This is a genomic window from Cardinium endosymbiont of Oedothorax gibbosus (assembly GCF_936981045.1).
Classification (GTDB): domain Bacteria; phylum Bacteroidota; class Bacteroidia; order Cytophagales; family Amoebophilaceae; genus Cardinium.
In genome coordinates this window covers 201,743-225,554 of sequence record NZ_OW441264.1, presented here as the reverse complement: position 1 = coordinate 225,554, position 23,812 = coordinate 201,743, and the positions used below count along the sequence as shown (strand labels likewise).

Here is a 23,812-nt window from a genome sequence, read left to right as displayed (position 1 = left end):
GTAAGTTATTTTTTCAGCTGATTAAGAATCGTTTGTTGTTGCTTTAAGGTCTGTATATTGGGCGAAGGAATTATATAAGGGGTAGGCTGCATCTTTTCTCCATAAAGGGGAATAAGTTGGGCATCTACCTCATCGGTTTTGGTTACAACTAGCATCATGCGCGCAAAATGTTTGGTTTGCTTGGGATTGACCATCGACACAACTATTTCATGTGCTGTAAGCATCTGCAATAATAAGGCTCCATAGTTTCCTGTAGCTTCTAAAACACAGTGATCGATGATTTATCAAGTTGAGCTAAAAAGGTTTCAATGCCCTTGGTATCATTCTTATAGGTAATGGTACGGTATCCTTTTTCTTGGGGAAAAGCTGCTACAAAGTTGCTTTTTCCTAGATCAATGCCTATATATTTCATAATTTATAATATATGTATTATATTGATTCATCTTTTAAACTAACGTCGCATATACAGGCTTTAAAGCCTATCGAACTATTCAGTTTTTAAGATGAAAGACCTCGGGGCTGAACGTACTTAACGGTATCTAATATCAACTTGAATGCAGCCTTTTCCCAGATCCTTCTTTATTCTATTCTAGATTTACAAATCTATATCTACTTTATGTCTACAAACGCACGAAAACTTCTATAAACATACGACAACACTTCATCTAGACAAATAACAGGATCACTTCCGCTGAAGAACAATAGCCTTTAGAATACGGTAATAATTTGGAAGAAATCTTAAACATAGTAAATACCTTTTAACTAAAGTTACTAAAACTAAGAACTTCTTGAAAACAGGTGAGTAGGCCAAGGCATTTCAGCTTTAGCCTCTCTCAGAACCGTACTTGATAGTCTCCCATCATACGGCTCCCACTTAAACAAACACATTTACCATAACGGCTTTGTCTTTACCAATACTTCATCCTCTTACGAGTTGTATATTGTTAATGACTGTTTAAGCTCAATCCCTTCGCTCCATTGCCATTACAGAAACTTCTTCACTACTATAGATTGATCCGCCCCAGTGCCTTGTATCGGTACTCTATCCCTTATAGTGTTTTCTATTTGGGGGTCTCCCTTAACATCAAGACGACTGGTTCTCGTAGTTCCTCATATAAGCCAAAATTAGAATCATGCGCTCTTTATGCGGGATACCGTCTATACAGCAATCAGGTAAATTATAGACTTACCATGGAACCGCATTCTATTCCACTTTTGATGTCATGTATGTTCTTCTCGACACGTCAACAAAAGTTCATTTTTATTCATCTTTCTAATTCACACCTGCTGAATTTATTTTTAGCTTTTCCTTATGCGCTCACGACCATCACTCTTAATGACAACCGACTAAGGTGGTTTGAGACCTGCTACTGAAAACCGATCTCGAAGGGCCTTCTTTCATCTCATACGAAGCTTTTATTATCACTTTTTTTCATGATAATACCTCTCTACGACACACAACGCGACAGAACCTACAGAAGTCCGCACCAAAAATGATATCACTAGCTGCATTAAGAACCATCTTAACAAGCAATGTATTCAATACGTATTACTACTATTCTACTTCTTTTTTATCAGAATCTATTTCAGCAACTACTTCCGATACAACAGAAGACGTACTTTTCTTTCTTCTGCGTCGTGTTGTTTTAATGAACTTGGTTTCTTTTGTATAGATATCGTTGTAATCCACTAATTCAATCATGCACATAGCTGCATTGTCTCCAGCACGATTGGCCAACTTAACGATACGTGTATAGCCACCTGGACGTTGGTCAATTTTTTCAGCAATATGATTAAACAGTTCTTTTACAGGCTCTTTATCTTGAAAGTGAGAAAAAACTATTCTTCTAGAATGCGTAGTATCCTGCTTGGCTCTGGTAAGAATAGGTTCAATAAATGCGCGCAGCGCTTTGCCTTTAGCTAAAGTGGTAACGATACGCTTATGCATAATAAGCGACTTAGATAAATTCATAAGCAATGCTTTCCTATGCCCTGCAGGCCTACCCAGCCGATTAATTTTGTTTCTATGCCTCATTGATTTGTACTAATACGACCTTAAATGTACTGTATGCCTTAACTTTAAATAAAAACTACCCATCTAACTTATACCTAGAGAGATCCATACCAATTTTCAAATTCTTTTCTGCCAAAAGTTGATCGATCTCATCACGTGACTTACGACCAAAGTTTCTAAATTTCATGGTATCAAAATCTTTCACCGTGACCAGATCTTCTAAAGTCTCAATACCTGCTGATTTAAGACAATTTAACACACGAGAAGAACACTTCAGTTCACTAATATGGGTTTTGAGATTCCTTTGCATGGCTACTGTTTCTTCATCTAACAGCTGAACGATTTCATCCTCTGGCAACTGCACAGGAATTTCCTGTCCAGATAACAAATTGAGGTGCTGAATGATTAAGTTAGCCGCTTGCCTAATGCCCTCCTCCGGGCTAATGGAACCATCCGTTTTTACTTCAAAGGTCAATTGTTCATAATCTGTACGCTGCCCAACACGCATATTTTCCACACGATATTGCACACTTACAATAGGAGAAAAAATAGCATCAATAGCAATGAGATCTAAAACTGGTTCCTTAGGTTTATTCTCCTCAGCTAAAAGATAGCCCCTATGCTTTACCACATGGAGTTCTATATCAAAACTGGCAGATGCATCAAGCGTACAAATCAGTAGATCTGGATTTAAAACTTCGAAAAAAGGAGTAGCTTTAGCAATATCACCTGCACGAAACTCAGATTTGTTAACCCGAATCGAAATAATATCGTCACCCCCTTCTGCAACTTTCTTTAAACGAACCTGCTTGAGATTTAAAATAATCTCTACCAGATCTTCTTGTACACCTTCAATAGTAGAAAACACATGACGGACCCCAGGAATTTTAATGGCAACAATAGCATACCCTTCTAGGGAAGATAACAATACCCGCCTAAGTGTATTACCAATAGTAGTACCATATCCCTTTTCAAGGGGACGAAAACTAAAAATGCCATGTAAGGGATCAACCTTCTCCACAAATATCTTCTCGGGCATTTGAAATGCTAATGACGACATATAGAATCTTTAATTTGATTTAACAAGGAAACAATAGAAACATTACTTGGAATGGAGCTCCACAATACTTCGTTCATTAATTTCTTCTGGTATTTCAGAACGTTGCGGGAAAGCAAGGAATTTTCCTACCATCAATGTTGGATCCCATTCTAACCAACTATATTTATTAGATGGATTATTTGCTATATTATTAATAATCAAAGCCATTTTCTTTGCTTTCTTGGTGATGCCTATTATTTCTCCAGGCTTTAAAGTATAGGAAGGAATATCCACTATTCCAGTATTAACGGTAATGTGCCCATGGGATACCATCTGCCTTGCTTCCCCGCGCGTAGTAGCAATACCCAGCCTATAAACGGTATTGTCTAAGCGAGCTTCCAACCGCTGAAGTATGACTTCACCTGTAATACCTTTACTCTTAGCAGCTTTTTCACAAAGATTCTTAAACTGACGCTGTAATATCCCATAAGTATATTTTGCTTTTTGCTGTTCTACCAACTGAAGCGCAAACTGAGAACGTCTTTTACGCCTTTTACCATGTTGCCCCGGCGGATAACTTTTTCTTTGCAACACCTTATTAACAGACGAACCAAATATCGGACTATTATACCTTCTTGCAACTTTTGCTTTTGGACCACGATATCTTGCCATACGCTATTTTCTTCTAATATAAATAAGTAACCATCAGCTCTCTTTCGAAACTTAATTTCTAATGGCAATTTTGGTACCAAAGCTTACCTATGCTCCTCAAATACATCTAGTATTCTGCAGTGCTCGACTGCACTGCTCCTAAAAATTGCTCATCAGAAATAGGTTGCACAAGAGATCTATTTTATGGACGCCTACGCTTAGGTGACCTACAACCATTGTGCGGAAGAGGTGTAACATCTCTAATAGAAACTACTTCTAAAGCATGCTCTTGAAGGGTACGAATGGCCGACTCACGCCCAATCCCTGGCCCCTTTACAAATACATTCACCCGCCGTAAACCCAACTCATGGGCAGCTTTTGCACAATCGGCTGACGCGATTTGAGCAGCATATGGTGTGTTTTTCTTAGATCCCTTAAAGCCCATCTTACCAGAAGAAGACCACGCAATCACCTGACCCGCCTCATTTGTAATCGAAATAATCAGGTTATTAAAAGTAGCTTGAATATGCGCCTGCCCCTCTTTACCAACCTTTACAACCCTTTTTTTAACTTTATTTTTTCCCGTATTCTTCATCATAATCTTCTATAGACTTTCTTTAAATTTAAAAGAAAGGTAGCTTTTATTTGGTAGCTTTCTTTTTATTCGCAATGGTTTTAGGCTTGCCTTTACGTGTTCTAGCATTGGTCTTGGTCCGCTGACCACGAACGGGTAAACCCATTTGATGCCTATGACCTCTATAACACCTAATTTCAACTAATCGCTTAATATTCAACCGAATCTCAGATTTTAAGTCTCCCTCTATTTTATATACACCACGAATGGCCGTCCTAATGGCTTTTAATTCATCATCCGTCCAGGTAGACACCCGGCGATCTTTATCCATTTGAACCGCTTCAAGAATTTTATTTGCAGAACTCCTACCAATTCCATATATATACGTAAGCGCAATCTCTCCACGCTTATTATCTGGAATATCTACACCTAATACCCTAGCCATATACTACCCTTGTCTTTGTTTAAATTTAGGCTGCTTCTTATTGATGACATACAATACACCCTTGCGACGTACAATCTTGCAATCAGCGCTTCTTTTTCTAACAGATGTTTTAACTTTCATAATTAGCGTAACTACTCGGTTGTTTTGTATCTGTGCACTATCCTGGCTTGCGTTAAATCATAAGGAGTTAACTCCATCCTAACAGAATCACCAGGAAGAATTCTAATATAGTTTTTACGCATCTTCCCAGAAATATGAGCTCTAACGATATGGCCGTTTTTAAGTGCAACCTTAAATACCGCATTTGGTAATGCTTCTTGTACTATTCCACCTTGTTCAATAGGAGGTATCTTAGCCATATTATTTTATCTAATTTTACTTTATCTTAATTTTAGTTACTTCCGTCCTCGCTGCTCTGATGCGCACCATCATCATATAACAAAGAAAGACCCAACCAGGCCCAATATACTAAATTTATTGTGAATACCCAGTACTTACTACTTGATTCAAAAAATCACTTCACGCCAACCCTTTTGTTAATAATTACTTCATATCGACGCATTAACAAGTAACTTTCAATTTGTTGAAAGATTTCTAATATAGAACTGACCATAATTAACAAAGAAGTGCCTCCGTAAAACTTAGAAAAAGATGAACTTAAACCAGCCATACAGGCAAAAGCAGGCAAAACAGCAATAACTCCCAAGAAAATAGCAGCTGGAAGGGTTATCTTATCCAACACACCATCTAAAAAACGAGCGGTTGCATTGCCAGAAGTAATACCAGGAATAAAACTACCCGAACGCTTCATATCTTCTGCTATTTGAACAGGATTGACCGTAATAGCGGTATAAAAAAATGTAAAAACAATAATGAAAAAAGCAAACAAAAGGTTAAATAACCAACTGGTAAAATCTTGCAACATGCCACTGATATAGGCCAACCAAAGAAATTTATCTTTCCAAAGACCTAACAAAAATGAAATAGCAACAATCAAAAGATTGGCAAATATAATGGGCATCACACCTGAACTATTGAGCTTAAATGGTATATACTGACGCTTCCCCCCATATATCGTACTGGTACTCAATTGCTTTGCATATTGAATGGGAACCCTACGTGTGGCTTGTGTAAAAGCAACTAGCGCAAGCACAATTAAAAACAACACGAATAACTCCAATGCAAATAAAAACATAGACCTACTACCACGGTGGACCGCTTCCTCGTATAGGGCAGAGGGAAAAGCAGATACAATACCTACCATTATTAACATGGTCACACCATTGCCAATACCTTTATCTGTAATTTTTTCTCCTAGCCACATACAAAATAGGGCGCCTGCGGTCAAAATAATAATAGAAATAAAAATAAAAAAAGTGCGACTTATGGAAACATTTCCGCTACCTGTAGCAATAAATAAATATTGAAAAGACTGAAATATAGCAATAAAAATAGTAAGTACGCGAGAAATTTGCGCAATTTTACGTTTGCCCATTTCGCCTTCACGTTGTATTTTTTGAATTTTGGGCCAAGCAATGGACAAAAGTTGCATGATAATAGAGGCGGAAATATAAGGGGTAACCCCGACTGAAAAAACAGAAAACTGGTTAAGAGAACTGCCTAAAAAACTATCGAGCAAGCCAAATACGCGCTTTGCGCTACCAGAAATTTGCGTTACATCTATACCCGGCAAAACAATAATACTTCCTATACGGAAAAATACCAAAAAGAACAATGTATTCCTTATACGAATCCTAAGCTCTTTTATCAAAAAGATATCCTTAATAACCTTAAATAGTTTATTCATATATGGGCAATATACTAACTTCTCCTCCAAGATCTTGAATGGCTTGTAAAGCAGCAGCTGAACAACGATGCGCAGCAAGAGAAAGCTTAAAGATTAATGCGCCATCTCCCAATATTTTGTATTTTTCATTTTTCCCGATTACGTTATACTTTATCAAGAAAAAATGATCGATACAAGAAACCTGATACTTCTCGGCTAATACTTGCAAAGTAGAAAGATTCAAAGGTGTAAACTCGATTCGACTAGGACATTTAAATCCATACATAGGAATACGCCTTTGCAAGGGTTGCTGCCCCCCTTCAAAACCAATCTTTCTTTTATAACCAGATCTAGACTGTGCACCATTATAACCACGAGTAGCGGTTCCACCTTTACCAGAACCTTGCCCTCTACCTATGCGCTTTTTATGCTTTAAAGCACCTATTGCTGGCTTAAGTGTATGTAATTCCATAAACAATTATATCTTTTCTGTAACTACTAAGTGGTTGACTTTTTTTACCATACCCAATATTTGAGGGGTAACTTCAACGACAATACCCTTATTAATCCGCCCCAATCCAAGTGCTTTAATGGTAGCTTTTTGGGATTTAGAACGTTTTATTAAACTACGTACCTGAGTAATTTTAATTTGTTCCATAACAACCTTATCCATTAAAGACTTTATCTAAAGAGATACCACGCTGCCTAGCAATGGTCACAGGATCACGCAGTTGCAACAATGCCTTAAAAGTCGCCTTGACGACATTGTGCGGATTAGAAGAACCTTGAGACTTAGACAAAACGTTTTTAACACCCACACTTTCTAAAACAATACGCACGCCGCCACCGGCAATCACACCGGTACCGGAGGCTGCTGGCTTAATCAGGACATTTCCACCACCATATTTACCAGTTGCCCCATGGGGAATAGTGCCACGTAAAATAGGGACTTTGACAAGATTACGCTTGGCTTCTTCTACCCCCTTAGCAATTGCATCTGTTAACTCTTTTGCCTTACCAAGCCCATAACCTACAATGCCATCACCATTTCCAACTACTACCACCACAGCGGAACTAAACCTGCGACCACCTTCAACCACCTTGGTAACGCGCTTAATGGCCACTACCCTTTCTTCAAGATTATAGTCACTGGCCTTGAGTTTTTTACCACCTAATATCATTTTGACTAAAATTTAAGACCTTGTGCTCGAGCACCTTCAGCCAACGCTTTGACCTTACCATGGTAAACATAGCCAGAACGATCAAATACAATGGTTACAATCCCCTTAGCTAGGGCTTGCTCAGCAATGGCTTTTCCTAACACCAATGCCCCCGAAACATTATTTTTACTAATCTTTAACTTACCTAGAGAAGAAGAGAGCAGTGTTTCTCCTTTGTCATCATTAATAAGCTGTGCATACATGGAGGTATTGCTCTTAAAAAGAGAGAGACGTGGCTGCGCCAATGTGCCGTGCACACGCTTTCTAATCCTTTTTCTAACTTTAAGCCTCCTTTCTACCTTTTTATCCTTCACTTTCATCTTTTCTACTATATAGAAATACCAAATAGTTCAAACATATATTGATATGTTACTTCTTAGTAGATTTACCGACTTTACGTCGCACTTGCTCACCCAAGAATCTAACACCTTTACCTTTGTAAGGCTCAACTTTTCTTAAAGAACGAATTTTAGCAGCTACCTGACCAAGCAGTTGTTTATCCATAGATTCCAAATGAACCAATGGATTTTTGCCTTTAGGCAACTCAGTCGTGGCAGCGATCTCTTCTGGTAAAACCAAAACAATATCATGCGAATAGCCTAAACTTAACTCTAGCAATTTATCTTGGACATTGGCTTTGTAACCAACCCCTACTAATTCTAACGTGCACTTAAACCCAACACTGACGCCTACCACCATATTATGAATCAAAGCTCTATAAAGGCCATAAAAGGCTTTAAACTTTTTAGGATCAACTGGTACTACCTTAACCAACCCTTCGGAAACTTCAACCATAATAGTTGGATCAACACGCTGTTGCAACACACCTTTAACACCTTTAACCTGTACAATCCCTCCATCCATTGCCTCTACCACAACCCCTGGTGGCACATGAATGGGCTGCTTCCCTATTCTTGACATTTTTCCTAATTTTAGTAAACATAACAAAGCACTTCACCACCAACATGAATTTTACGGGCTTCCTTGTCTGTCATAATGCCCTTGGAGGTAGACAATATGGCTATACCCAATCCATTAATGACACTGGGCATAGCAGCAAAAGTGGCATATTTACGCAAGCCTGGCTTACTTACACGTTTCAACTTTACAATAGCAGATTGCTTTGTAAAAGCATCATACTTGAGTGCAATTTTAATGATAGGCTGAACGCTGTTGGGCCTAGAGGTCACCTTATATCCTCGAATATATCCTTTTTCTTGCAAGACCTCCGTAAGCTTCGTCTTGGTTTTTGAAGCGGGGATTTCTACAATGCTATGCCTGGCATGAATAGCATTTCTAATCCTAGTAAGATAATCAGCTATTGGATCTGTAGTCATAGTACTTATACATTAACAAATAATAAAAATAGGTATACACATTTATAGTTAGATGACTACCAACTTGCTTTCCGTATACCTGGTAACTTTCCCTCTAAAGCCCACTGTCTAAAGACCAGTCGAGAGACACCAAATTTTCTGATATATCCACGTGCTCTACCCGTTACATTGCACCTGTTGCGCAATCTAACCGGAGAGGCATTCTTAGGAAGTTTATCGAGTGCTATATAGTTACCCTGTTTCTTTAATGCAACCCTTTTAGCAGCATATTTGGCTGCCAAATACCTTCTTTTCCTATCTCTTGCTTTGACGGATTCTTTTGCCATAACTTTTTAAATTAATCTTGCTCCACATTAAAGGGCATTCCCAAAGCTTTCAAGAGCTGAAATGCGGCTTCATTGTCTTGGGCAGTTGTAACAAAAGTTATATTCATACCATTGATCTTAATGACTTTATCAATGCTAATTTCTGGGAATATGATTTGTTCCTGAATCCCTACATTGTAGTTACCCTTTCCATCAAATCCAGTGGTGCGTATCCCCCAAAAATTTCTAATTCTGGGCAGTGCAATGGATATCAAGCGATCCAGGAATTCATACATAAGCTTGCCACGCAAAGTAACTTTTACACCAATAGGCATACCTACTCTAAGCTTAAAATTAGAAACTGATTTTTTGGCACGGGTAGGTACCGCACATTGCCCAGTAATCGCGGTTAACTCTTCTAACCCAAGCTGGATTAATTTTTTATTGGATACACCATCACCTAATCCTTGATTAATACATATCTTCTGTAATCTAGGGACTTGCATAGGAGATTTATACCCAAATAGATCTTTGAGCGAGGGAATAACTTTTGAAAAATACTTTTCTTGTAATCTAGGCTTAAACATTTTGTATGAAATTTCCTGTTTTTTTAGCATACCGCTGGAGCTTACCGGATGCATTATGCTTTCTTCCCACACGAGTAGCGCCCCCACTTATTGGATCAATTAACATGAGATTACTGATATGAATAGGAGACGGTTGCTTCTGAATGACTCCCGTAGGACGTTCAGGAGAAGGCTTTACATGTCTGAGGACTATGTTCATACCTTCGACAATGGCACGGTATGCTTTGGGAAATACTTTTACAACAGTCCCCTGTTCATTTCTATGTTTGCCTGCCAAAATCTTTACGCGATCCCCTGTTCGAATGTGAATCTTGAGATTCTTTTTTATTGTTTTCTTCATGCTTTATAGTACTTCATCAGCTAAAGAAGCTATTTTCATAAACTTTTTATCTCGAACTTCTCGAGCAACTGGCCCAAAAACACCTGTGCCTTTGGGCTCATTGTTGTTTTCAATTAACACAATAGCATTATCCTGAAAGCGAATATAAGAACCATCTTTACGCTTTACTTCCTTTCGAGTACGAACCACCACAGCTTTAGAAATGGTGCCCTTTTTAAGCGCACTAGAAGGGTTAGCCGTCTTTACGGTTACTACAATTTTATCACCAACATGGGCATACCGCCTACGCGTTCCACCCAACACGCGAATACACAGGGCTGTCTTTGCGCCACTATTATCGACTACTTTTAGTATTGATTCCTGTTGTATCATCTTTTATTTAGCTCTTTCTATGATTTCAACCAGCCTCCATCGCTTCTTTTTACTTAAAGGACGCGTTTCCATAATTCTCACCAGATCACCAATACTACAAGTATTTTCCTCGTCATGTGCCATAAACTTGGTGGCCGTTTTGACAAACTTACCATATACGGAGTGTATGGCCTTGGTATCCATGACAACGGTTATGGTCTTATAGGACTTGCTACTGATGACCCTTCCTACCTTTTCTTTTCTTCTATTTCTCAGCATGGTGATTACAATTCTAATGGTTGCTTCAGGCAACTATTCCGAGCTGTTTTTAGTCTTGCAATACATTTTCTTGTTCCCCTAATTTTCATAGGATTCTCAATGGGAGAGACCAAATGGGCAAACCTTAGCTTTACTAAATAATCCAACGTTTCCTTTAACTTATCGTTGCGTTCTTGAGAAGAAAGCAACTGAATCTCTTTGTACTTCATTTTAAAAACTTATTGAACATCCACCTAATATAGCACCTAGCCATAGGCAAACCACCTTACATGCCATGCGACCCATCGAACCTATGCAGCTGGATGATAATCCCTTCGGACTACGAAATTTGCCTTAATAGGTAACTTATGGATGGCAAGACGCATGGCACGTTCTGCTACTTCCCTAGTAACACCATCTAACTCAAAGAGAATTCTACCAGGCTTAACAACCGCTACAAAACAATCTGGCGCACCTTTACCCTTACCCATCCTTACTTCAGCTGGTTTTTTGGTTAGGGGTTTATCTGGAAAGATTCTACTCCAAACCTGCCCTTGCCGTTTCATTTCTCTTGTAATGGCAATACGCATGGCTTCAATTTGCCGAGCAGTAATATAGGAAGGTTCTAGGGCCTTCAGCCCAAAGGTACCAAATTCTAATGAATTTCCCTTCATAGATAAGCCCTTTATTCTCCCCTTCTGCGTTTTTCTGTAACGTACTCTTTTTGGTTGTAACATTTTAGTGATTTAATACAAAAGTTAACATCATGGTAAGGGGCATCTAGCTATTTCCGTTCTCTAGAAGGCGCGATGGCTTTCTCTGCTATCCTATTTGCTTTGCTTGCTGAACGTTGTGCACGATGGACCGCAACATCACCTTTAGAAATCCAAACTTTAATACCTATTCTACCATAAATGGTATGGGCTTCAACGGCCGCATAATCCATATCGTTACGAAGCGTATGGAGCGGCACAGAACCCTCTTTAAACGCTTCTGACCTAGCCATTTCAGCACCATCTAATCTACCGGAAACCTTCATCTTAACACCTTGCGCACCGGCACGGATCACTGCAGCTATAGACTGCTTCACCACGCGCTTATAAGGCATACGACCTCTAATCTGTTGTGCAATTTGCAAGGCAACCAACCTAGCTTCCAAATCTGGTCTTTTTACCTCAACAATATTGAGTGCAACTTGTTTTTTAGTGAGCTTTTTGAGCTCCTCTTTTACCTTATCGACTTCCGCTCCCGACTTGCCAATCACAATGCCTGGGCGAGCGGTTCGAATGGTAACGGTAATTTTTTTGCCCGCACGTTCTATAAGAATTCTAGCAACGCTGGCTTTAGCCATTCGAGCATCTAGATAGACCCGTATTTTTTCATCCTCCATTAACTTTTCTGCATAGGAGGCTTTTGATGCAAACCAACTAGAATCTGGCTTTCGGATAAACCCAACTCTAAAGCCGACGGGATTAACTTTTTGACCCATTGTAGTATTATTTCATCTATAGTGTGGCTAGGTAGTTGTACTTGAAACGATCTCACGCGGGACAGCAGCAAAATTGGTTGCGCTATCTACCACAATAACAACATGACTAGATCTTTTTCTAATTCTATGCGCTACACCTCTTGGTGCGGGCATAATTCTTTTGAGCATACCTGCCCTATCCACGGTTATCTTTTTTATAAAAATTGGCACCTCTTCCAAATCCACTCCATTATGATTCTGCCAGTTTGAAATAGCAGAAAGCAAGAGTTTTTTAAGTTGAACAGCAGCCTGCTGTGGCTTGCTCTGTAAAATAGCTAATGATGTAACCACGCCTTTACCTCTAATAAGCGCCACCAATCGCCCCATCTTACGCGCAGATATAGGTAGTTTTCTTAACTTTGCAGTTGCCTCCATAGTTCAAATTATCTTTTTTTAGACGTATGGCCTTTAAAATTTCTTGATAAGGCAAACTCACCTACCTTATGACTTACCATTGATTCTGTAATAAAAACAGGAATAAACTTATGACCATTGTGCACCGCAAGGGTATGGCCTACAAAATCTGGCGTAATGGTTGACCGCCTAGACCAGGTTTTAACTACCGTTTTCTTACCGGATTGATTGAGTATATCTATCTTACGTTGTAGATGATGCGCCACATAGGGTCCCTTTTTTATAGATCTACCCATTATTTTTTCTTTTTACTAATGATCAGTCTAGCAGAATATTTATTGCGATTTCGGGTCTTTTTACCTTTTGTATATAACCCTCTAACAGACCTAGGATGACCTCCAGAGGCCTTGCCTTCGCCACCACCCATTGGGTGATCAACAGGGTTCATTACAACTGCCCGGACACGCGGCCTTTTACCGAGCCAACGGCTTCTGCCTGCTTTAGCAATGGTAACATTATCATGGTCACTATTGGAAACAGATCCAATAGTAGCCATGCAATGGCCCAATACCAAACGCCTTTCACCAGAAGGCAATTTAATGGCCACATACTTGCCACTTTTAGAAAGCAGCTGCGCATAAGACCCAGCACTTCTGGCTAGTGCAGCGCCACGCCCAGGTGCTAGCTCAATATTATGAATAATCGTTCCCAATGGAATATCCTTCATTTCCATAGCATTTCCTAAATCTATTGGGACATCTGAACCTGCTACAACCTTAGCCCCAACCTTAAGCCCTTCCGGTGCTATAATGTAGCTTTTTTCACCATCTACATAATGCAATAGGGCTATGTATGCCGTACGCATAGGATCATACTCAATAGCGTGCACAAATGCAAGAATACCAAATTTCCTTCTCTTGAAATCAATAAGACGGGCACGGCGCTTATGTCCACCCCCTCTATGCGGAACGGTGATTCTACCTCGATTATTCCGACCACCTGTGCGCTTGGTCTTCACTAAGAGTGACTTCTCCGGTTTACGAGCCGTAATAACGGTAGAAAAATCTGGCGCTATTCTAAAACGCTGACCGGGGGTGGTTGGATTAAGTTTCTTTAATGGCATAACTAGATCAACTAACAGCTATAAAATTCAATGCAAAAGGTTAGAAATTACTATAAAAATCTATAACATCCCCTGCCTTAAGCGTTACAAGTACTTTCTTATAGGAAGGCCTTTTCCCTTTCATTACGCAGGACTTGGTATACCGCGTTATGGGTTTACCAGCATAACGCATGGTATTAATTTTATCCACTGTAACGCCATAAAAGCGTTCGATTTCTTTTCGTATCTGGTGCTTATCTACACGACTATCTACAATTAGACCATACACACCATACTTATTAAGTGCCGATACTTTTTCGGTTACCAAAGGTTTCTTTAGGATGCTCATCTGTTATTGAGTCAATTTTTCTACTATAGGTGCTATTGCATTCTCCATAATCAACAATTTTTTTGCATGCAACAGGTCATAGGTATTGACGTGATCCACACAAAGCACCTTTGTTTGCTTGATATTTCTACTGGATAGCACAATATTTTTGTCTGCGTTGGGTAAGATCAATAATGTCTTTTCATCAAAAAAAGACAAGTTTTGTAGCATGCCTAAGTAATTTTTTGTTTTTGGTGCATCAAAAGAAAAGGGCTCTAAAATGGAGATATGGTTTGCCTTAGCTTTATAGGTAAATGCAGATTTTCTGGCTAATTTTTTTACCTTACGATTCAATTTAAAACTATAATCCCTTGGTTTTGGACCAAAAATACGACCTCCTCCTCTGAACAGAGGCGACTTGATGTCACCAGCCCTAGCCGTACCTGTACCTTTTTGTCTCTTAATTTTTCTTCTAGAACCACTTACTGCACCACGCTCCTTTGCCTGATGGGTCCCTTGACGCTGACCGGCCAGAATAGACTTTACATCCAGATAAACAGCATGATCATTTGGTTCAATACCAAAAACCTCCTCTGGCAATACAATAGAACGACCCGCCTCTTCCCCTGTATATTTTAATACTGATAGGTTCATTTTACTTCTCCAAAATTACATAACCATTATTTGCACCAGGGACTGCTCCATGGAGTACGATCAGATCTTTTTCTGGCAACACCTTGATCACTTGAAGGTTTGCCACTTTAACCCTATGGCCACCTGTTCTTCCAGCCATACGCATTCCCTTGAATACACGGGATGGAAAAGAAGCCGCACCAACAGAACCGGGTGCCCTTTCTCGATTGTGTTGACCATGGGAACGTCCGCCTACCCCACTAAAACCATGTCGCTTTACAACACCTTGGAAGCCCTTACCCTTGGATGTGCCCACCACATCTATAAACTCACCCTCCTGAAAAACATCTTCTATACGCATCACCTGACCCAATACCATCTGCTGGAACAACTCCTCATCATCACACCTAAACTCAACTTGTTTTCGCTTGGGGGTAGTAGCAGCTTTGGCAAAGTGGCCTATAAGGGGCTTAACCGTATTCTTTTCTTTTTTATGGCCATAAGACAACTGAACCGCCTGATACCCATCTATAGGTTTTGTTCTAAGCTGTGTCACCACACAAGGACCTCCTTGAATAACGGTACATGCCTTCTTTTGACCTTTACTATCATAAAGACTGGTCATCCCAATCTTCTTTCCTATGATTCCAATCATCACTTAAACATTAATCGTACCCACTCGATCGCTCCAAAACTAGCAAAAAAAACCAGAAAGGATATATAGCGAGAGGGCAAGTTTAAATAAAAATCTAAGCCGGATCAAGCGATCCACCTTAAAACCCCACCACATCCAGGGTGCGTGTGACTCAAATATATAAAAATTAACGAACAAAGAAAAATAGTAGCTAGGTTAGTAGTACGTTATAAACCTAAACTATATATTTATGTACATGCTGGGCAAAAAATAAAAGCACGCGCCTTATAAAAGGCTGCTGAAAGCTGCGCTTTCTAATTGCAAATTTTTACAAGGCGCGTGCTTTTTCGTAATATGTACAGTCCGCTACATAAGTTATAAACAGACTTTCAATATATAAAAATTATATAGCAACTATGGGTTACATTACAAATTTAAATTTATGCCTGTGAAAGGCTATTTATTTCCTGGTCAAGGGAGTCAATATGTAGGAATGGGCAAAGTGCTCTATCACCATAGCAGATCAGCACGTCAAATGTTCGAAACAGCTGATCGAATTTTAGATATGGATCTGACGCAAATGATGCTAGAAGGTTCTCAGGAAGCATTAAAAGCAACTGCAGTTGCGCAACCTGCTATTTTTTTACATTCGGTTGTTACTGCTTTTGTGAGTGATGCGTTTCATCCAGCAGCTGTAGCGGGCCATTCTTTAGGTGAAATAGCGGCCTTAGTGGCCAGTGAAGTGATTCCATTTGAAGATGGGTTGCATTTGGTAGCCGTCCGCTCTAAAGCTATGCAAAAAGCCTGTCAGCTTTGCCCTGGTACAATGGCCGCTGTACTCGGTCTAAGGGATGAAGTAGTTGAAGAAATTTGCGCAAAGATTACACAAGAAATCGTTGTACCAGCTAATTATAATTGTCCAGGCCAATTGGTTATCTCTGGAAGCCAGTCAGGCGTGGCGTTGGCTGTAGAAGCTTTAATCAAATCGGGTGCGCGGAAAGTCATACCATTGCAAGTAGAAGGAGGATTTCATTCTCCGCTGATGGCGCATGCTCAGGAAAGTTTTGCAGAGGTACTCTCCTCTATTCCCTTTTCTAAGGGGATCTGCCCCATTTATCAAAATGTTACCGGACAGCCTGTGACCAATCCCCAAACCATCAAGGCCAACTTACTGCAACAGTTGATTGCACCTGTTTTTTGGACTAAAACGATTTGCCATATGGTGGAAGATGGTATTACTGAATGCATTGAATGTGGCCCAGGAACTGTTTTACAAGGGTTAACCCGAAAAATAGCTGCTGCACTATCCATTGGTGCTATGTAAGCAAACCACCATCAACCTGAATGACCTGCCCTGTAATATAACTTGACGCATCGGAAGCTAAAAAGCGTACACAATTGGCTACATCTTCTGAAAGCCCCACGCGCTTAAGCGGAATCTTTTGCATCCATTCTTTCTGTAGTGATTTCTCAAGTTGATCTGTCATAGCAGTTGCTATAAAGCCTGGAGCAACAATATTGGCACGTATGTTTCTACTTCCTAGCTCTAAAGCAATGGATTTGGTAAAACCAATCATACCAGCCTTGGAAGCAGCATAATTTGCTTGTCCGGTATGGCCCCTAATGCCTACAATAGAGGCTATATTGATAATAGAACCACTGCGCTGCTTGAGAAAGGTTTTTATAGATGCTTTCACTGTGTTAAAAACAGATTTTAAATTCACATTCAATACCACATCCCAATCAGCTTCTGACATGCGTAGTAGTAAATTGTCTCTAGTGATACCCGCATTGTTAATCAACACATCTAATCCACCAAATGCCTCTACCACATCCTCTACTACTTTATGGGTAGCATTAAAGTCAGAGGCATCTGCATGAATGCTCTTTACCTCTACACCAAAGGCGCGTAATGCCGCTTCTGTAGCTTGTACTGCTTCCAAATCAGATTCGAAATAGGTAAAAGCAATATCGCCTCCTGCTTCTGCTAATTTAAGTGCAATCGCTTTCCCAATGCCCCGTGAAGCACCTGTAATAAATATTTTTTTCCCTTTTAGATGCATAATACAAAACGCTACCGAATGACCCTAATATTATATGTTGCAAAATACAATCATTTCGTGGATCATCCATTATATTAATGAATGGTTTACAATAAACCACTAATCCTTTAGCATAGCTAGATTTAAAACCTTTTCAGTATGTAACTGCAATTCATGGGTTATATCGACTAGTTGCAATTGCGCTGCTAGTGGTATATAAAATTTTTGGATTAACCTTACTTTTTCTATCTGTTTTTCTACAGTGTGGCCAGAAATGGTTCTTGCATTATCAGCTTTTTGGCTGGGTAGTTCTTTTTCTAAGCGCGCTGCAGCCCATACAATCTGTGTAATACAAGCGCCAAATAGGGTCGTTAAGCCTGCTTCTGTAAAAGGCGTATTTTCTACTATATCATGGACTAAACCAGCAATAATCACACTAGAATCTTCCGTTATAACGTGAGTTCGGGATTAGATTATTTTTTCATTTGATAATCAATATTAATGAAAATTTATAAAATTTGTTTTATTAGACAGTTAAATAGGTAGTTTAATAACAAATAATTCTGGTAATCAGTTTATTATATATATTATATTTATAAAATTAGATATAAAAACTTGTTAAATAGGTGCAAATATTAACTAAATAATTGATATTAAATTGTTGTAAATCAGTCAAATAAATCCCGAACTCATGTTTATAGTCAATAAAATAGAAGCTACCGCCATGGGATGCAAGTAAAATAGCTCGCCTGTTTTTCTTCTTTGTGTGGCATAATAGACTTTAATCAATTGCAGTGCATCGATAACTGCATCCAGATTAACGCCTTTTTTCTGTTTAACTGTATCTAAAAAAGTTGCTTCTTCTTTGATACTTATTGGGTCCAATGCCATCCTTTGTGTATAGACGACAGGCGAAAGTGTAGCAAATGCGTTAGTAATTTCTTTTACATTTACAGGTATCACGTATAAATGGGTGATTTCTGATTCGGAACAGAACCGCTCATAGTAACCGTAATGTGCATGCACAATATGTTGATTTTCCAAATCTATTCTTTCTTCATTTTCATTTAAGATCTGAATGTCTGCCATTTCTGCCACCTTATAGATGGAGCGTATGGTAGGCAACCGTGCTGCAGTTGTGATGACAAAACTGATTGCATTTATTTTTTGTAGTTTACCCTGTAAAAGGGTTAGTCAATAACCCAACTGTGTATCATCTATATATAGAGAGATATCTTTTCTTTGAGCTTTATGTAACGATTCATGTGCGTTACAGGAGTATAAACTACTGATAATTAATTTTTTATACTTTCTATAGCACACTGTATGTAGAGGTGCTTTGTATGCATTATTACATATGGCGCATCATATATATTTCTAATTTCTATAGCATCAAAACATTCGGCTAATAGTTGATCAATGCTAATCCAACCTCTGATGGCTCTAAGCGACGAATCAGTTGATTATTCAATTGGGATATGATATAGCTGCTTTCATAAGCAAGTGCTTCTACTTGCTGTTTATTAAAAAATTGCTTTGCATTTTGCTCCTTTTGTTCACTAGTTAATGCTTGTATCATGGATGAGCGTTTATTCAAGCCCTTGTTATGGTACAAAAAGCCACCCACTAAAACGAATAGCATAAATATTGCATAGACAATATTTAGATTCAGGTCTAAGAAGCAATCTATCAATATGCTATTACCATCTATATAGTGGAGCACTATCCACACCACTATACCACTCATTATACATTCAAACAATAGCACAATCAATGGAGTAAGAAAGATAGATAAGCAGAGGTTAAGTATCAAAATGATGTCATGTAAATGCGCGAACTTACTAAGCATAGCGATGCCAGTACCTACTAAGAAAAGAAAATAGACATAGCTTAATGGCCATATTACGGACACAATTTTACGGACATATGGTTGGGGTGCAATGAAGACATACACTAAAAAAAATGTGGCAACAAAGAGGCTTGGCAAAAGGATAAACGCTTCTAATCTAGCATACCATATGGGATTACTGGAGAAGGTATAAAAAGAACCATAACCTGTCAAGAGAATATAAAAACTAAAAAGTATATACGGTAGGTTATCCTTAGGCAATTGTTTTTGAAGATAATCCCAAAGATTAAATTTCTTAATCCAGACATGTTGAGCCAACCGTTTCCATAATGATAGCCGTTTAGGTACTGGTGCTTGGGCCAAGCTATTGGTTAAGTAAGGTTGATCTGCACTCTGTTTACCCTTGAAAAATTGGACAACCATCATACTGAGTAGATTCATCACAATGGCTGGGAGTAACCCATTCATACCTACATTAGGTACAAAACAGCACCACGCCATAGTAGTTATCCCACCCGTTAGCATACCTATTAAAACGGTGTATGGATGCAGTGAAATGCCGATTAAAGAAAGTAGTAATGGTAGGCTTACAAACGTTTTAAATAAAATAATGGTCATCCATAGCATTTGGTCTTTAGGATATAGTTCAAGCAGCGTTGCCATCACCCCTACCATAAACCGATAGATAATAGGTTTTTTAATCCATTTAAACAGATCGGGAAGGTCGTTAGTCATTAAACCAGTAGCTGCATGCAAGTTTGCACCTGCTGTAGAGCTGATTAAAGCAGCAAAGCCTATCATAAATAACCCTTTTAAGCCTAGATAGGCATCAAAAGTGCTTAAGGGAATAGCCGATAGCATCAACCTACTAGAATTTTTTTGTGTCAACAGCGCAATCCATAGCAAAAGCAAGTTTATGCTTAATGAAAAGAAACCGGCACCATTAAAAGAGCACTTTATTTGGGTGGCATTTTTAGCCATTAAAATAGAGGCTACCTGAGCAGGGTAAAAAGCGGGTATCGCAAAAGCAGTCAAATAAACCATATAGTCCAGTGGAGCAGCATGAGTATGCATCAAGCTACTCCAAGAGCGTTTCATGGCTAAAGCAAGGCTAGCCTGATCAGCATTATATTGGTTTACCATGCATTTCCATAAAATCCAAGCAATGATGGAGAGCAATATGCCAAAGATTGTACAACGTATTACACGTATTAGTGGCAGTAATTGTAGGTTATTGGATCCCATACTACTCATTATAAGGAGCGCTGCTATAAGCAGACTATAGTGTGCTTGAATAGTAAAGCACGAGCACATAGCGATTGCAAGTAGTTTGAATTGCATGGCAACTACCGAAACGCTATGTAGTATACCACATATGGCCACAATTTTTCGAATAGAGTTGCCATAGAGTCGCCCCATTATTTCTGCTACTGAGCAATTGTTTAAAAAAAGATGTAAACGATATACCAGCAAGATGCCTATTATAAAATAGCTCATCGCGCTACCTGTCAAGCTTAGTAAGCTATCTATATGGAGTGAATGACACAACACCTCCCCTCCATAGGTTATGACTAGAATAGCCGCTATAATATGGGCTGTAGTAAAGCGAGTAGCTTGGATACCAGCATACTTAATCGCACAGATGCTAACCAATAGATTGATCAATAAAAAAGGGACAAAAATAAGACTGTCTAAATGCATTGTCAACTCTGTAATTATTACTACAAAAATGTGTCTGTATAAAGATCTACCCCACAGTCACCTGTTAAATTTTCCATATAAGCAACAGAAGGACCCATCCATCAATTATTAAAACCATACGAAACAGCAATAGGTGCTATTGAAAAACTCTTAAGATAGTTCTTGATCCAGCAAAGTGCTAAAATGTTGCAACGATCTAAGAACAGCCCTATTTAAAATAGGATATTGGATCTCTTGCTCTTTCCCAGTATACACATATCCTATTAAAAAGAAAAATTTAGAACGGGTAGTAAACAAAGCATCTTCCAATATATATTTATTGGTTCGATAGGCTTCTCTAAGCAAGCGCTTCACTTTATTACGTTGCACAGCAGCACGAAGGTGCCGTTTAGAAGCAGTAAAAAGAACTTGACTGCATACCAATAGCTCCTTCCTTTTTTCTAGGTAAAAGATACTGCAGGCAGGTAGCTTAAAAACGCTCCCCTCCTGAAAAAGCATTTTTATATGCTTTCGGTTGACTAGCTTATTGCACTTAGGCAGGCTGTTTTGTCGCATAACCAGTAGCGGAAGGCAATATTAACGTTTGTGCCTAGGTTCATCAGAAACAGTTAATTTGACTCTTCCTTTGGCGCGTCTTCTAGCCAATACGGAACGGCCATTAGCAGTTGACATACGCTCCCTAAAACCATGCTTATTGCTTCTTTTTCTAAGTGATGGTTGAAATGTTCTTTTCATAGTGCATTAATAATCTTAGATTTAGGCAAACAAAACCTTTATTTTTATTATTTCTTTACTGTTATAAACGGACCAGCATTGAAAATTTGTTGGCTTATAAATAGCAACGCAACCCCGCTCAATTTACCAGTTGGGGACTAATCTATACTCATATGCTCTCGCATTCCAATACGATACAATGCGCCAAGGCTTGCTTTGGGAAGGTATGTAAATCTACAGTAGAATCCAAATTATTCTATCTATCCCTTCGGGAAAATGAATTTGCATGCTACGTTTTGCTTGATCAAAGGAATTTGCACCCTATTTTTTCTTGATAAAGCAGTAGCGAAAAATCAAGCCTTGTGCAAAAAGCTTATCGAAACTTTTTACAAGGGACGTTTTTTCTTCTTTTATGTTGCCAGAAGGCTAAATGGCTGCGTTTTTTGAACAGATACCATGTTGAATCGATAGGAGCAAAAACTATAAACCTGAGTTCGGGATTAGATTATTTTTTCATTTGATAATCAATATCAATGAAAATTTATAAAATTTGTTTTATAGACAGTTAAATAGGTAGTTTAATAACAAATAATTCTGATAATCAGTTTATTATATATATTATATTTATAAAATTAGATATAAAAACTTGTTAAATAGGTGCAAATATTAACTAAATAATTGATATTAAATTGTTGTAAATCAGTCAAATAAATCCCGAACTTACGTTATAACATAGCCTCTAAGTAACCTTCTGGAAGTTGTACGGTAACCTTTTTTTGTGCTTCATTAACGTTTACCAGAAATGGCTTAGAATAGGGAATCAATAACTCTTTTTCATGATGGTCAATAGCCATCATATACTGGTCTCGTACACAATATATAGCTTGTATACTGCCAAGCTGACCCAATACAACCTCCTCTACTAAACCATCTACTAAACTATACGGCAGCGTAGTTTTTATCCATTCCGGTTTAAGGGCTACTGGCAGAAATAGGGGTAGATTGCAGAGCGCATAAGCCTCTGTTTTAGACTGGATAAGATCTAATTGTATAATCGTTTTAGCCTCCCTAGCTATAATATGCTTAATGCAATAAGGTACTTTTGCATGATCTATTTCTACAAATAGAGCGGGTAATTTTAATAGCTCAGCATGATCTAACGGATATAAAAATGAAGCCACTAGGCCCCCTTCCATTCCAATGGGCTTTTTAAATGCACCAATTTGGAAATATTGCTCATTTTGAATGGATTCGTAAAAAAGTTCTATAGGATACAAGGCCATAAAGGAACTGGTCTGCTGCTTTTTGCTTGATAAAAGAATTTTTATCTCACTTTTTGCTTGATCAAAAAGTGGATAAAGAATCAAGCGCTGATAAAAAAATGGCTACAAGGCTACCTTAAATTTGGAAAATCAGCATCAACGATCAGCAAAGCGCCACACAAGCGGTCTATACACACAGATGCAATAAAACATACTTGCCTTAAGTTGAGACTATTCAGGGGAACACTTCCCATACGTAACCTTTTGTACAAGGAGGCATTTTGTTCGTAATGTGGAGCTGGAGGGAATCGAACCCTCGTCCGAACAAGACAATCGCAACGCTTTCTACATGCTTAGTCACTGTTTATTGTCGGCGCAACCAAGGTCAGCCACACACCTGATGTTACGCTTATGCGCAGTTATTGCTTATGTCGCCATCACGCACCTAGCAACACTAGTCCTATGCATCGATGCCCCTATGCTGATCCCATAGAACAAAAACCAGCGGGACAAATCCCCCTTAATCTATCGATTAAGCAGCCAGAAGCAATTCGCCGCCTTCTCCTTCATCTTCATCTTCTTCTCGTCGAAGCGCAACAAATTTGCAACGGCGAGGATTGATAACAGCTAAGTTGCCGTTTATGCACTGTGTAAGTTTTATATTTAAGAGGTAATACTTACAACACCTCGCATGCTTACATTGGATTTAACCTTCCCGTCAATTCCAGTCAACCCCAATCTGTTTTAGCTTAATTCAT

Annotated in this window: 38 protein-coding genes and 1 other RNA gene; 1 reads left to right on the top strand and 38 read right to left on the bottom strand. The window is 38.8% G+C overall.

The genetic code is table 11. The features are described 5' to 3' along the window. Positions 1-5: 5 nt before the first annotated feature. The 30 genes from NBW36_RS01120 to rplC form a co-directional block, all read right to left on the bottom strand. Entirely contained in the window at positions 6-224 is a 219-nt protein-coding gene (locus NBW36_RS01120; RefSeq protein WP_250239047.1) for an IS110 family transposase, read from the bottom strand. Between the two features lie 35 nt (positions 225-259). Continuing rightward, positions 260-412 (bottom strand): hypothetical protein, encoded by a 153-nt coding sequence (locus tag NBW36_RS01115; RefSeq protein ID WP_250238547.1) that lies wholly within the window; start codon positions 410-412, stop codon positions 260-262. Positions 413-1,555: 1,143 nt separating this feature from the next. Continuing rightward, positions 1,556-2,035: a 50S ribosomal protein L17 gene (gene rplQ, locus NBW36_RS01105; protein ID WP_250238546.1), complete on the bottom strand. Its 480-nt coding sequence runs from the start codon at positions 2,033-2,035 to the stop codon at positions 1,556-1,558. 55 nt (positions 2,036-2,090) lie between these two features. Next, positions 2,091-3,074, bottom strand: a complete 984-nt coding sequence (locus NBW36_RS01100; protein ID WP_250238545.1) for a DNA-directed RNA polymerase subunit alpha — start codon at positions 3,072-3,074, stop codon at positions 2,091-2,093. A gap of 42 nt (positions 3,075-3,116) precedes the next feature. Next, entirely contained in the window at positions 3,117-3,725 is a 609-nt protein-coding gene (gene rpsD / locus NBW36_RS01095; protein WP_250238544.1) for a 30S ribosomal protein S4, read from the bottom strand. Between the two features lie 181 nt (positions 3,726-3,906). Further along, complete coding sequence (gene rpsK / locus NBW36_RS01090) at positions 3,907-4,299, bottom strand: 30S ribosomal protein S11 (RefSeq protein WP_305883059.1); 393 nt, start codon at positions 4,297-4,299, stop codon at positions 3,907-3,909. Between the two features lie 46 nt (positions 4,300-4,345). Then, the gene (gene rpsM, locus NBW36_RS01085) at positions 4,346-4,723 is read right to left on the bottom strand and encodes a 30S ribosomal protein S13 (RefSeq protein WP_250238542.1); all 378 of its coding nucleotides are present in this window, start codon (positions 4,721-4,723) and stop codon (positions 4,346-4,348) included. A 3-nt stretch (positions 4,724-4,726) separates the two neighbouring features. Beyond that, complete coding sequence (gene rpmJ, locus NBW36_RS01080) at positions 4,727-4,843, bottom strand: 50S ribosomal protein L36 (protein ID WP_243018400.1); 117 nt, start codon at positions 4,841-4,843, stop codon at positions 4,727-4,729. Positions 4,844-4,854: 11 nt separating this feature from the next. Next, complete coding sequence (gene infA, locus NBW36_RS01075; protein ID WP_114910315.1) at positions 4,855-5,082, bottom strand: translation initiation factor IF-1; 228 nt, start codon at positions 5,080-5,082, stop codon at positions 4,855-4,857. 155 nt (positions 5,083-5,237) lie between these two features. After that, entirely contained in the window at positions 5,238-6,530 is a 1,293-nt protein-coding gene (gene secY / locus NBW36_RS01070) for a preprotein translocase subunit SecY (RefSeq protein WP_250238541.1), read from the bottom strand. Continuing rightward, positions 6,523-6,981, bottom strand: a complete 459-nt coding sequence (gene rplO / locus NBW36_RS01065; protein ID WP_250238540.1) for a 50S ribosomal protein L15 — start codon at positions 6,979-6,981, stop codon at positions 6,523-6,525. The genes secY and rplO overlap by 8 nt, the downstream gene beginning before the upstream one ends. Before the next feature lie 6 nt (positions 6,982-6,987). Next, positions 6,988-7,167 carry a 50S ribosomal protein L30 gene (gene rpmD, locus NBW36_RS01060; protein WP_250238539.1) on the bottom strand — a complete coding sequence of 60 codons (180 nt, stop codon included), beginning with the start codon at positions 7,165-7,167 and terminating at the stop codon, positions 6,988-6,990. A gap of 7 nt (positions 7,168-7,174) precedes the next feature. Then, positions 7,175-7,690 (bottom strand): 30S ribosomal protein S5, encoded by a 516-nt coding sequence (rpsE, locus tag NBW36_RS01055; RefSeq protein WP_250238538.1) that lies wholly within the window; start codon positions 7,688-7,690, stop codon positions 7,175-7,177. Between the two features lie 5 nt (positions 7,691-7,695). Then, the gene (rplR, locus tag NBW36_RS01050; RefSeq protein ID WP_250238536.1) at positions 7,696-8,049 is read right to left on the bottom strand and encodes a 50S ribosomal protein L18; all 354 of its coding nucleotides are present in this window, start codon (positions 8,047-8,049) and stop codon (positions 7,696-7,698) included. A 49-nt stretch (positions 8,050-8,098) separates the two neighbouring features. Further along, the gene (gene rplF / locus NBW36_RS01045) at positions 8,099-8,650 is read right to left on the bottom strand and encodes a 50S ribosomal protein L6 (RefSeq protein WP_250238534.1); all 552 of its coding nucleotides are present in this window, start codon (positions 8,648-8,650) and stop codon (positions 8,099-8,101) included. Positions 8,651-8,661: 11 nt separating this feature from the next. Next, positions 8,662-9,066 (bottom strand): 30S ribosomal protein S8, encoded by a 405-nt coding sequence (rpsH, locus tag NBW36_RS01040; RefSeq protein WP_250238532.1) that lies wholly within the window; start codon positions 9,064-9,066, stop codon positions 8,662-8,664. Positions 9,067-9,122: 56 nt separating this feature from the next. Then, entirely contained in the window at positions 9,123-9,392 is a 270-nt protein-coding gene (gene rpsN / locus NBW36_RS01035) for a 30S ribosomal protein S14 (protein WP_250238530.1), read from the bottom strand. A gap of 11 nt (positions 9,393-9,403) precedes the next feature. Continuing rightward, on the bottom strand, positions 9,404-9,958 hold the full coding sequence (gene rplE / locus NBW36_RS01030; protein ID WP_250239045.1) for a 50S ribosomal protein L5: 555 nt from the start codon (positions 9,956-9,958) through the stop codon (positions 9,404-9,406). Beyond that, positions 9,951-10,298, bottom strand: coding sequence for a 50S ribosomal protein L24 (gene rplX, locus NBW36_RS01025; protein ID WP_250238528.1), 348 nt, complete (start codon positions 10,296-10,298; stop codon positions 9,951-9,953). The genes rplE and rplX overlap by 8 nt, the downstream gene beginning before the upstream one ends. A gap of 3 nt (positions 10,299-10,301) precedes the next feature. Further along, complete coding sequence (gene rplN / locus NBW36_RS01020) at positions 10,302-10,670, bottom strand: 50S ribosomal protein L14 (protein ID WP_250238526.1); 369 nt, start codon at positions 10,668-10,670, stop codon at positions 10,302-10,304. Positions 10,671-10,673: 3 nt separating this feature from the next. Next, complete coding sequence (rpsQ, locus tag NBW36_RS01015) at positions 10,674-10,928, bottom strand: 30S ribosomal protein S17 (protein WP_250238524.1); 255 nt, start codon at positions 10,926-10,928, stop codon at positions 10,674-10,676. A gap of 5 nt (positions 10,929-10,933) precedes the next feature. After that, complete coding sequence (gene rpmC, locus NBW36_RS01010; RefSeq protein WP_250238522.1) at positions 10,934-11,137, bottom strand: 50S ribosomal protein L29; 204 nt, start codon at positions 11,135-11,137, stop codon at positions 10,934-10,936. Between the two features lie 81 nt (positions 11,138-11,218). Beyond that, positions 11,219-11,644 (bottom strand): 50S ribosomal protein L16, encoded by a 426-nt coding sequence (rplP, locus tag NBW36_RS01005; protein WP_250238520.1) that lies wholly within the window; start codon positions 11,642-11,644, stop codon positions 11,219-11,221. 47 nt (positions 11,645-11,691) lie between these two features. After that, positions 11,692-12,396, bottom strand: coding sequence for a 30S ribosomal protein S3 (rpsC, locus tag NBW36_RS01000; protein WP_250238518.1), 705 nt, complete (start codon positions 12,394-12,396; stop codon positions 11,692-11,694). Between the two features lie 27 nt (positions 12,397-12,423). Next, positions 12,424-12,810 (bottom strand): 50S ribosomal protein L22, encoded by a 387-nt coding sequence (rplV, locus tag NBW36_RS00995; protein ID WP_250238516.1) that lies wholly within the window; start codon positions 12,808-12,810, stop codon positions 12,424-12,426. Positions 12,811-12,818: 8 nt separating this feature from the next. Next, the gene (gene rpsS, locus NBW36_RS00990) at positions 12,819-13,085 is read right to left on the bottom strand and encodes a 30S ribosomal protein S19 (RefSeq protein WP_250238514.1); all 267 of its coding nucleotides are present in this window, start codon (positions 13,083-13,085) and stop codon (positions 12,819-12,821) included. Further along, the gene (gene rplB / locus NBW36_RS00985; RefSeq protein WP_250238512.1) at positions 13,085-13,912 is read right to left on the bottom strand and encodes a 50S ribosomal protein L2; all 828 of its coding nucleotides are present in this window, start codon (positions 13,910-13,912) and stop codon (positions 13,085-13,087) included. Before rplB ends, rpsS begins: the two co-directional genes overlap by 1 nt. Positions 13,913-13,952: 40 nt before the next feature. Continuing rightward, positions 13,953-14,240 (bottom strand): 50S ribosomal protein L23, encoded by a 288-nt coding sequence (rplW, locus tag NBW36_RS00980; protein WP_250238510.1) that lies wholly within the window; start codon positions 14,238-14,240, stop codon positions 13,953-13,955. A gap of 3 nt (positions 14,241-14,243) precedes the next feature. Beyond that, positions 14,244-14,873, bottom strand: coding sequence for a 50S ribosomal protein L4 (gene rplD, locus NBW36_RS00975; RefSeq protein ID WP_250238508.1), 630 nt, complete (start codon positions 14,871-14,873; stop codon positions 14,244-14,246). 1 nt (position 14,874) lies between these two features. Beyond that, positions 14,875-15,507: a 50S ribosomal protein L3 gene (rplC, locus tag NBW36_RS00970; RefSeq protein WP_250238506.1), complete on the bottom strand. Its 633-nt coding sequence runs from the start codon at positions 15,505-15,507 to the stop codon at positions 14,875-14,877. A 427-nt stretch (positions 15,508-15,934) separates the two neighbouring features. Between rplC and fabD the strand changes: the two genes are divergently transcribed. Further along, positions 15,935-16,810, top strand: coding sequence for an ACP S-malonyltransferase (gene fabD, locus NBW36_RS00965; protein WP_250238505.1), 876 nt, complete (start codon positions 15,935-15,937; stop codon positions 16,808-16,810). On the opposite strand, the gene fabG is transcribed toward fabD, so the two are convergent. The 8 genes from fabG to ssrA form a co-directional block, all read right to left on the bottom strand. Then, the gene (gene fabG, locus NBW36_RS00960; RefSeq protein WP_250238503.1) at positions 16,803-17,549 is read right to left on the bottom strand and encodes a 3-oxoacyl-[acyl-carrier-protein] reductase; all 747 of its coding nucleotides are present in this window, start codon (positions 17,547-17,549) and stop codon (positions 16,803-16,805) included. The two genes, fabD and fabG, sit on opposite strands and share 8 nt — an antisense overlap. A 99-nt stretch (positions 17,550-17,648) precedes the next feature. Beyond that, on the bottom strand, positions 17,649-17,963 hold the full coding sequence (locus tag NBW36_RS00955) for a hypothetical protein (RefSeq protein WP_250238502.1): 315 nt from the start codon (positions 17,961-17,963) through the stop codon (positions 17,649-17,651). A gap of 237 nt (positions 17,964-18,200) precedes the next feature. Beyond that, complete coding sequence (locus tag NBW36_RS00950) at positions 18,201-18,617, bottom strand: hypothetical protein (protein WP_250238501.1); 417 nt, start codon at positions 18,615-18,617, stop codon at positions 18,201-18,203. Positions 18,618-18,933: 316 nt separating this feature from the next. Then, positions 18,934-21,078 carry an SLC5/6 family protein gene (locus NBW36_RS00945; protein ID WP_250238500.1) on the bottom strand — a complete coding sequence of 715 codons (2,145 nt, stop codon included), beginning with the start codon at positions 21,076-21,078 and terminating at the stop codon, positions 18,934-18,936. Positions 21,079-21,228: 150 nt separating this feature from the next. Beyond that, positions 21,229-21,633 (bottom strand): ribonuclease P protein component, encoded by a 405-nt coding sequence (gene rnpA / locus NBW36_RS00940; protein ID WP_256465588.1) that lies wholly within the window; start codon positions 21,631-21,633, stop codon positions 21,229-21,231. 21 nt (positions 21,634-21,654) lie between these two features. Continuing rightward, entirely contained in the window at positions 21,655-21,813 is a 159-nt protein-coding gene (rpmH, locus tag NBW36_RS00935; protein ID WP_250238498.1) for a 50S ribosomal protein L34, read from the bottom strand. Positions 21,814-22,517: 704 nt separating this feature from the next. Then, positions 22,518-23,075: a ribosome maturation factor RimM gene (locus tag NBW36_RS00930; RefSeq protein ID WP_250238497.1), complete on the bottom strand. Its 558-nt coding sequence runs from the start codon at positions 23,073-23,075 to the stop codon at positions 22,518-22,520. A 269-nt stretch (positions 23,076-23,344) separates the two neighbouring features. Next, positions 23,345-23,790, bottom strand: a transfer-messenger RNA (tmRNA) gene (gene ssrA / locus NBW36_RS00925). Positions 23,791-23,812: the final 22 nt, after the last annotated feature.

Excerpts from the sequence above, each read along its gene's own strand:
- rplB (WP_250238512.1), bottom strand. The coding sequence starts at position 13,912 with ATGCCATTAAAGAAACTTAATCCAACCACCCCCGGTCAGCGTTTTAGA.
- rplP (WP_250238520.1), bottom strand. The coding sequence starts at position 11,644 with ATGTTACAACCAAAAAGAGTACGTTACAGAAAAACGCAGAAGGGGAGA.
- NBW36_RS01120 (WP_250239047.1), bottom strand. The coding sequence starts at position 224 with ATGCTTACAGCACATGAAATAGTTGTGTCGATGGTCAATCCCAAGCAA.
- rpsE (WP_250238538.1), bottom strand. The coding sequence starts at position 7,690 with ATGATATTAGGTGGTAAAAAACTCAAGGCCAGTGACTATAATCTTGAA.
- rpsQ (WP_250238524.1), bottom strand. The coding sequence starts at position 10,928 with ATGCTGAGAAATAGAAGAAAAGAAAAGGTAGGAAGGGTCATCAGTAGC.
- rplR (WP_250238536.1), bottom strand. The coding sequence starts at position 8,049 with ATGAAAGTGAAGGATAAAAAGGTAGAAAGGAGGCTTAAAGTTAGAAAA.
- rplQ (WP_250238546.1), bottom strand. The coding sequence starts at position 2,035 with ATGAGGCATAGAAACAAAATTAATCGGCTGGGTAGGCCTGCAGGGCAT.
- NBW36_RS01100 (WP_250238545.1), bottom strand. The coding sequence starts at position 3,074 with ATGTCGTCATTAGCATTTCAAATGCCCGAGAAGATATTTGTGGAGAAG.
- rpsM (WP_250238542.1), bottom strand. The coding sequence starts at position 4,723 with ATGGCTAGGGTATTAGGTGTAGATATTCCAGATAATAAGCGTGGAGAG.
- fabG (WP_250238503.1), bottom strand. The coding sequence starts at position 17,549 with ATGCATCTAAAAGGGAAAAAAATATTTATTACAGGTGCTTCACGGGGC.
- rplF (WP_250238534.1), bottom strand. The coding sequence starts at position 8,650 with ATGTCAAGAATAGGGAAGCAGCCCATTCATGTGCCACCAGGGGTTGTG.
- rpsD (WP_250238544.1), bottom strand. The coding sequence starts at position 3,725 with ATGGCAAGATATCGTGGTCCAAAAGCAAAAGTTGCAAGAAGGTATAAT.
- rpmJ (WP_243018400.1), bottom strand. The coding sequence starts at position 4,843 with ATGAAAGTTAAAACATCTGTTAGAAAAAGAAGCGCTGATTGCAAGATT.
- infA (WP_114910315.1), bottom strand. The coding sequence starts at position 5,082 with ATGGCTAAGATACCTCCTATTGAACAAGGTGGAATAGTACAAGAAGCA.
- rpmH (WP_250238498.1), bottom strand. The coding sequence starts at position 21,813 with ATGAAAAGAACATTTCAACCATCACTTAGAAAAAGAAGCAATAAGCAT.
- rpmC (WP_250238522.1), bottom strand. The coding sequence starts at position 11,137 with ATGAAGTACAAAGAGATTCAGTTGCTTTCTTCTCAAGAACGCAACGAT.
- rpsH (WP_250238532.1), bottom strand. The coding sequence starts at position 9,066 with ATGACTACAGATCCAATAGCTGATTATCTTACTAGGATTAGAAATGCT.
- rpmD (WP_250238539.1), bottom strand. The coding sequence starts at position 7,167 with ATGGAACAAATTAAAATTACTCAGGTACGTAGTTTAATAAAACGTTCT.
- rplX (WP_250238528.1), bottom strand. The coding sequence starts at position 10,298 with ATGAAGAAAACAATAAAAAAGAATCTCAAGATTCACATTCGAACAGGG.
- NBW36_RS00950 (WP_250238501.1), bottom strand. The coding sequence starts at position 18,617 with ATGGCAGACATTCAGATCTTAAATGAAAATGAAGAAAGAATAGATTTG.
- rpsS (WP_250238514.1), bottom strand. The coding sequence starts at position 13,085 with ATGGGTAGATCTATAAAAAAGGGACCCTATGTGGCGCATCATCTACAA.
- rplC (WP_250238506.1), bottom strand. The coding sequence starts at position 15,507 with ATGATTGGAATCATAGGAAAGAAGATTGGGATGACCAGTCTTTATGAT.
- NBW36_RS01115 (WP_250238547.1), bottom strand. The coding sequence starts at position 412 with ATGAAATATATAGGCATTGATCTAGGAAAAAGCAACTTTGTAGCAGCT.
- rplW (WP_250238510.1), bottom strand. The coding sequence starts at position 14,240 with ATGAGCATCCTAAAGAAACCTTTGGTAACCGAAAAAGTATCGGCACTT.
- rpsC (WP_250238518.1), bottom strand. The coding sequence starts at position 12,396 with ATGGGTCAAAAAGTTAATCCCGTCGGCTTTAGAGTTGGGTTTATCCGA.
- NBW36_RS00945 (WP_250238500.1), bottom strand. The coding sequence starts at position 21,078 with ATGCATTTAGACAGTCTTATTTTTGTCCCTTTTTTATTGATCAATCTA.
- rplN (WP_250238526.1), bottom strand. The coding sequence starts at position 10,670 with ATGATACAACAGGAATCAATACTAAAAGTAGTCGATAATAGTGGCGCA.
- rpsN (WP_250238530.1), bottom strand. The coding sequence starts at position 9,392 with ATGGCAAAAGAATCCGTCAAAGCAAGAGATAGGAAAAGAAGGTATTTG.
- secY (WP_250238541.1), bottom strand. The coding sequence starts at position 6,530 with ATGAATAAACTATTTAAGGTTATTAAGGATATCTTTTTGATAAAAGAG.
- rplV (WP_250238516.1), bottom strand. The coding sequence starts at position 12,810 with ATGGAGGCAACTGCAAAGTTAAGAAAACTACCTATATCTGCGCGTAAG.
- rplE (WP_250239045.1), bottom strand. The coding sequence starts at position 9,958 with ATGTTTAAGCCTAGATTACAAGAAAAGTATTTTTCAAAAGTTATTCCC.
- rplO (WP_250238540.1), bottom strand. The coding sequence starts at position 6,981 with ATGGAATTACATACACTTAAGCCAGCAATAGGTGCTTTAAAGCATAAA.
- NBW36_RS00930 (WP_250238497.1), bottom strand. The coding sequence starts at position 23,075 with ATGGCCTTGTATCCTATAGAACTTTTTTACGAATCCATTCAAAATGAG.
- rpsK (WP_305883059.1), bottom strand. The coding sequence starts at position 4,299 with ATGAAGAATACGGGAAAAAATAAAGTTAAAAAAAGGGTTGTAAAGGTT.
- rplD (WP_250238508.1), bottom strand. The coding sequence starts at position 14,873 with ATGAACCTATCAGTATTAAAATATACAGGGGAAGAGGCGGGTCGTTCT.
- rnpA (WP_256465588.1), bottom strand. The coding sequence starts at position 21,633 with ATGCGACAAAACAGCCTGCCTAAGTGCAATAAGCTAGTCAACCGAAAG.